At 66.2% G+C, this 9,426-nt stretch carries 14 protein-coding genes; 7 read left to right on the top strand and 7 right to left on the bottom strand.

The window, feature by feature from the left end; genetic code table 11:
- Positions 1 to 76: 76 nt before the first annotated feature.
- The gene (gene sufT / locus QM612_RS11040; protein WP_415253938.1) at positions 77 to 658 is read right to left on the bottom strand and encodes a putative Fe-S cluster assembly protein SufT; all 582 of its coding nucleotides are present in this window, start codon (positions 656 to 658) and stop codon (positions 77 to 79) included.
- A 46-nt stretch (positions 659 to 704) separates the two neighbouring features.
- Between sufT and QM612_RS11035 the strand changes: the two genes are divergently transcribed.
- Positions 705 to 1,223: a hypothetical protein gene (locus QM612_RS11035; protein WP_415253935.1), complete on the top strand. Its 519-nt coding sequence runs from the start codon at positions 705 to 707 to the stop codon at positions 1,221 to 1,223.
- Here the strand turns inward: QM612_RS11035 and QM612_RS11030 are convergent.
- Both QM612_RS11030 and QM612_RS11025 read right to left on the bottom strand, forming a co-directional pair.
- Positions 1,186 to 2,580 carry an NAD(P)(+) transhydrogenase (Re/Si-specific) subunit beta gene (locus tag QM612_RS11030; RefSeq protein WP_415253934.1) on the bottom strand — a complete coding sequence of 465 codons (1,395 nt, stop codon included), beginning with the start codon at positions 2,578 to 2,580 and terminating at the stop codon, positions 1,186 to 1,188. The two genes, QM612_RS11035 and QM612_RS11030, sit on opposite strands and share 38 nt — an antisense overlap.
- Positions 2,577 to 2,873 carry an NAD(P) transhydrogenase subunit alpha gene (locus QM612_RS11025; RefSeq protein ID WP_415253933.1) on the bottom strand — a complete coding sequence of 99 codons (297 nt, stop codon included), beginning with the start codon at positions 2,871 to 2,873 and terminating at the stop codon, positions 2,577 to 2,579. The genes QM612_RS11030 and QM612_RS11025 overlap by 4 nt, the downstream gene beginning before the upstream one ends.
- Positions 2,874 to 2,994: 121 nt before the next feature.
- On the opposite strand from QM612_RS11025, the gene QM612_RS11020 reads away from it, so the two are divergent.
- Genes QM612_RS11020 through QM612_RS11010 form a run of 3 tightly spaced genes read left to right on the top strand, consistent with a single transcriptional unit; the run spans position 2,995 to position 4,382 of the window.
- Positions 2,995 to 3,576: an RNA polymerase sigma factor gene (locus QM612_RS11020; protein ID WP_415253937.1), complete on the top strand. Its 582-nt coding sequence runs from the start codon at positions 2,995 to 2,997 to the stop codon at positions 3,574 to 3,576.
- Positions 3,573 to 3,929, top strand: a complete 357-nt coding sequence (locus QM612_RS11015) for a hypothetical protein (RefSeq protein WP_415253932.1) — start codon at positions 3,573 to 3,575, stop codon at positions 3,927 to 3,929. Before QM612_RS11020 ends, QM612_RS11015 begins: the two co-directional genes overlap by 4 nt.
- Positions 3,930 to 3,932: 3 nt before the next feature.
- A complete protein-coding gene (locus QM612_RS11010) occupies positions 3,933 to 4,382 on the top strand; it encodes a DUF3106 domain-containing protein (RefSeq protein WP_415253931.1) in 450 nt (149 codons plus the stop codon).
- 8 nt (positions 4,383 to 4,390) lie between these two features.
- On the opposite strand, the gene QM612_RS11005 is transcribed toward QM612_RS11010, so the two are convergent.
- From QM612_RS11005 to QM612_RS10995, 3 genes are read right to left on the bottom strand one after another with little or no spacing between them, the layout of a single operon-like run.
- Entirely contained in the window at positions 4,391 to 4,684 is a 294-nt protein-coding gene (locus QM612_RS11005) for a hypothetical protein (protein ID WP_415253930.1), read from the bottom strand.
- Entirely contained in the window at positions 4,681 to 4,908 is a 228-nt protein-coding gene (locus QM612_RS11000; protein ID WP_415253929.1) for an addiction module protein, read from the bottom strand. Before QM612_RS11000 ends, QM612_RS11005 begins: the two co-directional genes overlap by 4 nt.
- A gap of 12 nt (positions 4,909 to 4,920) precedes the next feature.
- The gene (locus QM612_RS10995) at positions 4,921 to 6,015 is read right to left on the bottom strand and encodes an NAD(P) transhydrogenase subunit alpha (protein ID WP_415253928.1); all 1,095 of its coding nucleotides are present in this window, start codon (positions 6,013 to 6,015) and stop codon (positions 4,921 to 4,923) included.
- 87 nt (positions 6,016 to 6,102) lie between these two features.
- Between QM612_RS10995 and QM612_RS10990 the strand changes: the two genes are divergently transcribed.
- The 3 genes from QM612_RS10990 to QM612_RS10980 all read left to right on the top strand — a co-directional run bounded on the left by QM612_RS10990 (position 6,103) and on the right by QM612_RS10980 (position 8,317).
- Complete coding sequence (locus tag QM612_RS10990; protein WP_415253936.1) at positions 6,103 to 6,684, top strand: nitroreductase; 582 nt, start codon at positions 6,103 to 6,105, stop codon at positions 6,682 to 6,684.
- Positions 6,681 to 7,598, top strand: a complete 918-nt coding sequence (locus QM612_RS10985) for a 5'-3' exonuclease (RefSeq protein ID WP_415253927.1) — start codon at positions 6,681 to 6,683, stop codon at positions 7,596 to 7,598. The genes QM612_RS10990 and QM612_RS10985 overlap by 4 nt, the downstream gene beginning before the upstream one ends.
- 173 nt (positions 7,599 to 7,771) lie before the next feature.
- Positions 7,772 to 8,317 carry an NUDIX hydrolase gene (locus QM612_RS10980; RefSeq protein WP_415253926.1) on the top strand — a complete coding sequence of 182 codons (546 nt, stop codon included), beginning with the start codon at positions 7,772 to 7,774 and terminating at the stop codon, positions 8,315 to 8,317.
- Between the two features lie 51 nt (positions 8,318 to 8,368).
- Here the strand turns inward: QM612_RS10980 and pip are convergent, their stop codons facing one another.
- A complete protein-coding gene (gene pip, locus QM612_RS10975; RefSeq protein ID WP_415253925.1) occupies positions 8,369 to 9,313 on the bottom strand; it encodes a prolyl aminopeptidase in 945 nt (314 codons plus the stop codon).
- Between the last annotated feature and the right edge of the window lie 113 nt (positions 9,314 to 9,426).

Here is a 9,426-nt window from a genome sequence, read left to right as displayed (position 1 = left end):
TGATTCGCTGCACTGCAGCAGGAATATGCGATGACAAATCGCGTCACCTAGTGACAATTCGGGACTATGACAATGGTCATGCCCGGCGTGGCGCTGAAGCGCCATGTAACAGCATACCGGTTTCCAGCGTGGCGACGTCCGACATCAGGCTGCGGTTCCAGGGCGGATCGAACACCAGCTCCACGTCGGCAGCGGCCACGGTGGGGATCATCTCCACCTTGCTGCGCACGTCATCGACCAGCACCTCGCCCATCCCGCAACCGGGCGCGGTCAGGGTCATCTTCACTTCGACCTCGCGCAGGCCATCCTCGCGGGCATGCACCTGCGCGCCATACACCAGCCCCAGTTCGACGATGTTGACCGGGATCTCGGGGTCGAAGCAGGTGCGCAACTGCTGCCAGACCAGCCGCTCCACGTCCTCGTCGCTGGCTCCCTCGGGCAGCACGATGGCGTCCGGCGGATCCTTGCCGATGGCATCGCCATCCTTGCCGGCGATCCGCATCAGGTTGCCTTCCACGAACACCGTCCAGCTGCCACCCAGCGATTGGGTGATGTAGCCCACCGTACCCGCCGGCAGCGTCACCTCGTCGCCCTGGGGCACCAGGACGGCGGCGCAATCGCGCTCGAAGCGGACGGGTTCACTGCTGCGGGAATACATGGACACGGCACGATGGCGGGAATCCGTACCATTCTAGTCCCAATCGATGCCTGCCCCAATCGATATCGCCGGGCGCTTAAGATGCGCGGCCACCCACAACCGCCACACGACCGCCATCAACACGCACCCGAAGCCGCGCTGGTTCGCCTTGCCCCTGCTTGCGCTTGGTGCGCTCGGCTTTGCTGCCGCGTGGATGCTGCTGGCGCTGCTGGTCGAACGCCAATGCGCGTGGCTGGCACCGCTGGCCGCGCTGGACATGGTGCTGCTGCTGCGTATTTCGGGCTGGCCGCGTGGTGTGTCACGCGCCGGCTGGGCAGTGCTGGCAACGGCACTGGTCATCGCGCTTGCCAACTTCGGCATCGTCGCCGGGCAGATCGGGATGAGTTTCGGCATGCGCCCGTGGGAATCGGCGCTGCACATCGGCCCTCACTACGCCTGGCTGCTGGCGACCCTCGCCAACGACCGCATCGACCTGCTGCTGTACGCAGCAGGCTTGCTGGTGGCGCTGTGGACAGGCTGGGCGGGCTTCAGTGCCCGCCGCCGTCCAGCGCCTTCAGTTCGCTGACCAGCGCGTTTGCCATCTCGCTGCCGTCGCCGTACAGCATGCGGGTGTTGTCGGCGTAGAACAGCGCGTTTTCGATGCCGGCAAAGCCCGTGCCCTTGCCGCGCTTGATGACAATGGTGTTCTTCGACTCCACCACGTCGAGGATCGGCATGCCGTAGATGGGGGATGCCGGGTCGGTCTTGGCGACGGGGTTCACCACATCGTTCGCACCGATCACCAGTGACACGTCGGTATTGGCGAACTCCGGGTTGATGTCGTCCATGTCGGCGATCAGGTCGTAAGGCACGCCGGCCTCTGCCAGCAGCACGTTCATGTGGCCCGGCATGCGCCCGGCCACCGGATGGATGGCGAACTTCACCTTCACTCCGCGATCCATCAGCCGCTGGGTCAGTTCCCATATCTTGTGCTGCGCCTGCGCCACCGCAAGGCCATAACCGGGGACGATCACCACGCGCTCGGCGTAGGCCATCATCGCGGCCACGTCCGCCGCCTCGATGGGCTTCATCGAGCCACCGATCTCCTGCATCTGCGCGCCACCGCCGCCGAAGTTGGAGAACAGCACATTGCTGATCTTGCGGTTCATCGCTTTGGCCATCAGCTTGGTCAGCAGCATGCCCGCCGCGCCGACCATGGTGCCGGCGATGATGAGTGCCTCGTTACCCAGCACATAACCTTCAAACGCCACTGCAAGGCCGGTGAAGGCGTTGTACAGCGAGATCACCACCGGCATGTCCGCGCCGCCGATCGGCAGCGTCATCAGCACGCCCAAGGCCAGCGACAACACGAAGAAGGCGACGATCCACGGCATCGCCAGCGTGTGCAGCGCCATCACGCCGCAGACCACCGCCGCAACTGCAATCAGCGCGTTGAACCACTGCTGGCCGGGGAAGGTGTAGCGCTTGTCCATGCGCCCGTCGAGCTTGGCCCATGCAATCACCGAGCCGGTCAGCGACACCGCACCGATCAGCGCGCCGATCACCGCCAACGCCAGCGTGAACTTCGGCGGCACTTCCGCGCCGCCAGCGGAAAACTTCACCAGCTCCACCGCGCCAATCGCCGCTGCGGAACCGCCGCCCATGCCGTTGAACAGCGCCACCATCTGCGGCATGTCGGTAATGGCGACACGCTTGCCCCAGACCCAGTTCAGCGCCACGCCGATCACGATGGCCGCGATCATAAGTCCCTTGTTATGCAACTCCGGCAGGAAGAAGGTGGCAAGCGTCGCCAGCACCATGCCTGCGCCGGCCCACTGGATGCCGCTGCGCGCGGTCTTGGGCGTGCTCATCCGCTGCAGGCCGAGCAGGAACAGCGTGGCCGCTATGAAGTAACTCAGCTTGACCAGGGTCAGGACGCTCACTTGGCATCCCCCTTCTTCGACGACTTGAACATCTCCAGCATGCGCTCCGTTACCACATAGCCGCCGGCGGCATTGCCCGCACCCAGCAGCACCGCGACGAAGCCCAGCGCCTTCTCCAGCGTGGTGTCGGCATGCCCCAGCACCACCATCGCGCCGATCAGGACAATGCCGTGGATGAAGTTGGAACCCGACATCAGCGGCGTGTGCAGGATCACCGGCACCCGCGAAATGATGACGTGGCCGGCGATTGCCGCCAGCATGAAGATGTACAGCGCCACGAATCCGTCGCCCACGTTGTCGCTCCCCGATGGTCTGCCCGAATCATAACCATGCAACGCGGCGGGCGTCCGCTGTCAACCGCAGCAGGCCATGAGCGTTCTGCATGACGGAACCCGCAGGACACACCCGCCCGCCATGCTGCTCGATGCCGCTAAGCTTGCCCAGGTGAGCGATGCCGACCACCACGAAGCCACCCCGAGCCAGGCCACCCCGGCCAGCCTGGAGGCGTTCCTGGCCGGCATCGACGCGCGCGCCTTCCGCTTCGCCGAGCTGGGCCTGCGCCACCGCGAGGACGCGCTGGACGCGGTGCAGGACGCGATGATGAAGATGCTGGCCTACCGCGACCACCCGCCGTCGGAATGGAACCCGCTGTTCTGGAGCATCCTGCGCAACCGCATGACCGACATGCAGCGGCGCGGCCTGTTCCGCATGCGCTGGCTGCTGCCCGGCACCGATCGCGACGGCGAGCAGATCGACTGGGCCGATGATGGCCCCGACCCGTCGCGCAGCCACGACAGCCGCGAGGCATGGACGCGGATCGCCACCGCCCTGCGCGGCCTGCCCGCCCGCCAGCGCGAAGCCTTCACCCTGCGCGTGCTGGAAGAACTGGACGTGGCCGACACCGCCCGCGTCATGGGCTGCAGCGAAGGCTCGGTGAAAACGCATCTTTCGCGCGCCCGCGAGGCGCTGCAAACGCAATTGGAGGAGTTTCGATGAACCCGCAGACCGAGGCCGGCTTCGACCGCGCCATCCAGCAACGGCATGCCGATGCCGTGGCGAAGCTGTCACCCCGCGTGCAGGCGCAACTGGCACAGCGCCGCAACGCCGCCCTGCGCGGCGATGTACCCGCGCGCGCCACCGGCTTCCGCCTGCGCCATGCCGGTGCCGCCTTCGCTGCCGTGTTCGCACTGGCCATCGGCATGCAACTGCACAACCCGTCGCCGGTCGTCACGCCTCCCGCCGGCAGCACGCCCCTTGCCGTGCAGGACGCCGGCACCCTGCTCGACGAAGACCCCGAGTTCTACGCCTGGCTGGCATCGCCCGATGCCCAGCTGGTGGCAATGGAGTAAGCCATGACCCGCATCATCCGCACGACCGTCCTCGCCCTTGCCCTGTGGCCTGCGCTCGCCTTCGCACAGGCACAGCCGGCCACTGCGCAACTTCCCGAGTGGGACAAGCTCACGCCCGCCCAGCGCGATGCGCTGATCGCGCCGCTGCGCGAACGCTGGAACAGCAATCCGGACGAACGCCCGCGCATGCTGGAACGCGCCCAGCGCTGGAAGACCATGCCGCACGACCAGCGCGACCGCGCCCGCCACGGCATGCAGCGCTGGGAACACATGTCACCCGAAAAACGCGACGAAGCCCGCGCCCTGTTCCACGCCATGCGCGGCATGGACGAAGCGCAGCGCAAGGCATTCCTCGCGCAGTGGAAGCAAAAGACACCACAGCAACGCGCCGAATGGCTGAAGGCGCATCCCGCGCCGGAGCGTGGCCGGGAAGGCCCGCCGCCGATGCGTTGATCGAAGGATCAGAGCCGTCCGATCCAGTAGGCAGGGCGGCGACGCTTGTGCGAAACCGCCAGTATCTGGACGCCTGATGCGGCGTCACGATAAATGATCGCGTATGGAAACCGCTCGAATGCGAGCTTGCGGATATTCGGCTGGCGTTCAATGCGATGGCGGGCAGGCGCTTCCATGATGCGCTCCACGGTTCGCACGAAATCAGCCAGATATGCGCCACCCAGATCCTGCCGGCGCGAATCGTAAAACGAGAGACTTTCCAGATGTTCCGCTTCCGCTGCCGGATGCAGGAAAGGGGTCATTTGCCCAGCAACGCCCGCGCCTTGCGCATGACCTCATCGTAAGGGACAAGCTTCGCCTTGCCGCTGTCGATATCCGCCGCACGGCGCTCGGCCTCATCCAGCCACATTGCATCCAGTTCGTCTTGCGGCAGGTTCTCAAGGCTGAGCAACACGCCACGAATGAACCGGGCGCGTTCATCGACCGGCATCTCCAGAACTTCACGTTCGAGCTTGGCGGTGTTCATGGGGAAAGCCTATCAGGATTGAGGCGCAGCCCGTTCCGGCCACACCGTCTTCGCCAGCAGTTCGTCGTCCCAGTCAAACGCCAGCGCACCGTCCTTCAACAGCAGGCTGACGAAATTGAAGACGTTGCGGGCGTACATTTCGCTGGCGTGCTGCGCGCCCATGCTGGCAAGGTTCAGCGGGCCGGCGATGGTCACGCCTTCGACTTCGACGTTCTGGCCCGGCTGGGTGAGTTCGCAGTTGCCGCCGGTTTCTGCGGCCAGATCGACGATCACGCTGCCCGGCTTCATCCCGGCGACCATCGCGGCGGAGATGATCTTCGGCGCGGGGCGGCCCGGCACGGCGGCGGTGCAGACGATCACATCGACATTCTTCAGGTGTTCGGCGAGACGGCGCTGCTGTTCGGCGCGTTCCTCGTCTGTGAGCGCGCGCGCATAGCCGCCCTCGCCCGCCGCGGACACGCCGAGGTCGAGGAACTTGCCGCCGAGCGATTCGATCTGCTCGCGGGTTTCCGGGCGCACGTCGAAGCCTTCCACCTGCGCGCCAAGGCGCTTGGCTGTTGCGATGGCCTGCAAGCCGGCCACGCCCGCACCCACGATCAGCACCTTCGACGGACGGATGGTGCCGGCGGCGGTGGTCAGCATCGGGAAGAAGCGCGGAGCCAGTTGCGCGGCGATCAGCACCGCCTTGTAGCCAGCCATGCCGGCCTGCGAACTGAGCACGTCCATCGCCTGCGCGCGGGTGGTGCGCGGCAGCCGCTCCAGCGGAAAGGCGACGATGCCGCGCGCCTGCAAGGCTTCGCCGCGTGCGGCATCAGCCTGCGGGTGCAGGCTGCCCACCAGCACCGCGCCCTGCTTCAATGCACCGATGGCGTCGCTGGCCGGTGGTTGCACGCACAGCACGATGTCGGCATCGGCGGTTGCATCGATGGCCAGCCGCGCACCGGCATCGGCATAGGTCTGGTCGGGGAAATGCGCACCCGCGCCAATGCCGGGCTGCACGCTGACCTGCGCGCCTGCCGCCACCAGTTTCTTGCAGGTCTCCGGGGTGATCGCCACCCGCCGCTCGCCTGCTGCCGTTTCCCGCGCCACGCCAATCTTCACCGCCATTGCCTGCCCTCCGACTGTGCTGCCCCATCCTACCGAATGCGGACGCCATGCAGGCAACCGTTACCATGACCTGTGACCATGACGACCATGCCGATGACCCTGACCCTTGCCGCGCTCGACAGCCGGCTGTCCGCGCCCACCCGGCAACTGACCGCGCCCGGCCCGGACGATGCCGCCCTGCTGCGCATCCTGCGCACCGCCGCGCGCGTACCTGACCACGGCAAGCGGGTGCCGTTCCGCTTCCTGCGCATCGCGGGCGATGCACGCATCGCGCTGGCCGATGCCGTCATCGCGCGCCTGCTGGAGCGCGAGGCCAACCCCGGCGATGGCGTCATCGAAAAATTGCGTCTGCGCTTCACCGCGCCGCCGCTGACCATCGCGGTGGTGGCGAAACTGGGCGAGGACGAGAAGATTCCGGCATCGGAACGCTTCTCCACCGCCAGTTGCGTCTGCCTGCTGCTGCTGCAGGCGGCGCAGGCAGAAGGTTACGGCGCGCAATGGCTGACCGGCTGGCCCTGCTACGACCGCCCGCTGCTGGAAAGCGTGCTGGGCCTGTCCACCGACGAACAACTGGTCGGCACGGTGGCGATGGGTACCTGCCCGGTGGCCGTGCCTGACCGCGAACGGCCTGATCCGCGCGCCTTGTTGCAGGACTGGAACCCGGCATGAGTTCCGGCGCGCAGCCGACGTCTGCTTCTAAAACACTTGTCCTTGTCGATGCCTCGATGTACGTGTTCCGCGCCTGGCATTCGATGCCGGACGAGTTCCACGATGCCGATGGCTGGCCGACCAATGCCGTACACGGCTTCGCCCGCTTCCTGCTGGAACTGCTGGAACGCGAGCGGCCGCGCCACATCGCCATCGCCTTCGATGAAGCGCTGGATTCCTGCTTCCGCAATGCGCTGTATCCGGCCTACAAGGCCAATCGCGACCCCGCGCCGCCGGAACTGCGCCGGCAGTTCGCGTGGTGCAAGGCGCTGTGCCAGGCGCTGGGGCTGGTCACGCTGGCGCATTGCGATTACGAAGCCGACGACCTGATCGGCAGCGCCGCGCATCGCATGCGCGCCGATGGCTTTCGCAACGTGATTGTTTCTGCCGACAAGGATCTGTCGCAGTTGCTGCATGCGCATGACGAACAATACGACTTCGCCAAGGGCGTGCGCTGGGGGGCGGATGGGGTGAAGGCGCGCCACGGCGTGCATGCGCACCAGATCGCCGACTATCTGGCACTGACCGGCGATGCGGTGGACAACATTCCCGGCGTGACCGGCATCGGGCCGAAATCGGCGGCGGTGCTGCTGGCGCATTTCGGCTCGCTGGATGCATTGCTGGCACGCATCGACGAAGTGCCCTACCTGCGCCTGCGCGGTGCCGCGCAGATGGCGGTGCGCCTGCGCGAACAGCGCGAGCATGCGCTGCTGTGGCGGCAACTCACCACGATTGCCCTGGATGCGCCGCTGCCGGATGGCGGCTTTGCGCGCGGCAAGGGCGACGAGGCGGAACTGGCATCGCTGTCTGACTGGATGGGCTTCGGCCCGCTGACCCGCAAGCGCTTGGCAGATGCGGCGGGGTTGGCCGGCTAATCACCGCGCATTTGATCTGCCCGAAGGGGGATGTATTCGCCGCTTAGGCTCCGCATCCGGCTCCGATGCGCGGACGCGCGCCATCCATGGCGCTCGAACACATCCCCCTTCGCACGATCCAGTGTCCGCCCCCCCCTGGCCGACATGCCGCAATCCGCGGTTAAGATCACCCCATGCCGGACAACAAAGAAATCCTCTATCAGGGCGAATGGCTGCGGATGGTGCGCATCGGCCATTGGGAATCCTGCGAGCGCACCCACGGACGCGACGGGCTGGCGGTGCTGGTCATCGCGGTGACCCCGGACGACGAGGTGCTGTTCGTCGATCAGTTCCGCGTGCCGCTGGGCGCACGCACCATCGAAATGCCCGCCGGGCTGGTCGGTGATGGCGACGGCGAGGACACGCTGGAATCCGCCGCGCGCCGCGAACTGATCGAGGAAACCGGCTGGGACGCGGGGCGCATCGACGTGCTGCTGATCGGCCCGACTTCATCCGGCATGAGCAACGAGCGCATCGCCTTCGCGCGGGCGCTTGACCTCAGGAAAGTGGGCGAAGGCGGCGGCGTGGACGACGAGAACATCATCGTCCATCGCGTACCGCGCGCGCAGGCGCCGGCATGGCTGATGCGCAAGCACAGCGAAGGCTACGAGCTTGACCTCAAGCTCTGGGCCGGATTGTGGATGATTGACCACAACCCGGATGGATCGCGGCGGGATTGAGACTCCCTCACCCGCCTTCGGCACCCTCTCCCGCGAGCGGGAGAGGGAACATCAGGACGCAAAACGATCCGTCGCGCGCACCAGCGCGTCGATGTTCTGCGCCTCGAAACCGGAATGCCCGGACTCTGTGGTGATGGTCAGCTCCGCCTTCGGCCAGACCTTGTGCAGGTCCCACGCATTGGCAACCGGGCAGACCACGTCGTAGCGACCATGCACGATCACGCCGGGGATGTCGGCAATGCGGTGGGCATCGCGCAGCAACTGGTCTTCCACTTCGAAGAAACCGCCGTTGACGAAGTAGTGGTTCTCGATTCGCGCGAACGCCAGCGCGAACTCTGCGTCGCCGTGGGTGTCGGTGTAATCCGCTGGAATGCGCAGGTAGCTGGTACCGCCTTCCCAGATCGCCCACGCACGCGCCGCCGCCAGCCGCACCTGCGCATCGCTTGATGTCAGGCGGCGATGGAAGGCGGAAATCAGGTCATGGCGCTCCACCGGCGGGATCGCAGCGATGTAGTGCTCCCACGCATCCGGGAAGATGCGGTTGGCACCCTCCTGATAGAACCATTCCAGTTCCCAGCGACGCAGCATGAAGATGCCACGCAACACCAGTTCGGTCACCCGCTGCGGATGCGTTTGCGCGTAGGCCAGCGCCAGCGTGGAACCCCATGAACCACCGAACACCTGCCAGCGTTCGATGCCGAGTTTTTCGCGCAGCTTTTCGATGTCGGCCACCAGATCCCAGGTGGTGTTGTCGGTCAGGTCGGCATGCGGCGTGCTGCGACCCGCGCCGCGCTGGTCGAACAGCACGATGCGGTACTTCGACGGGTCGTGGAAGCGGCGCATCTTCGCGTTGCAGCCCGCACCCGGCCCGCCGTGCAACAGCACCACCGGCTTGCCTTCGGGATTGCCGCACTGCTCCCAGTACAGGGTATGGCGGTCATCGACCTGCAAGGTGCCGGTCTCGAACGGGGTGATTTCGGGATAGAGCGTGCGCATGTTGTTCCTTGTTTCGGAAATCCGGGGGATGCGCCCATTGTAGGAGCCACGCATGTGGGAGCGGCCCTTGGCCGCGACTGGGGTTTCGCGAAAAGCTGTCGCGGCCAAGGGCC

The sequence above is a fragment of the Thermomonas sp. genome (genome assembly GCF_047606765.1).
Classification (GTDB): domain Bacteria; phylum Pseudomonadota; class Gammaproteobacteria; order Xanthomonadales; family Xanthomonadaceae; genus Thermomonas.
This window is presented reverse-complemented; position numbering and strand designations above follow the sequence as displayed.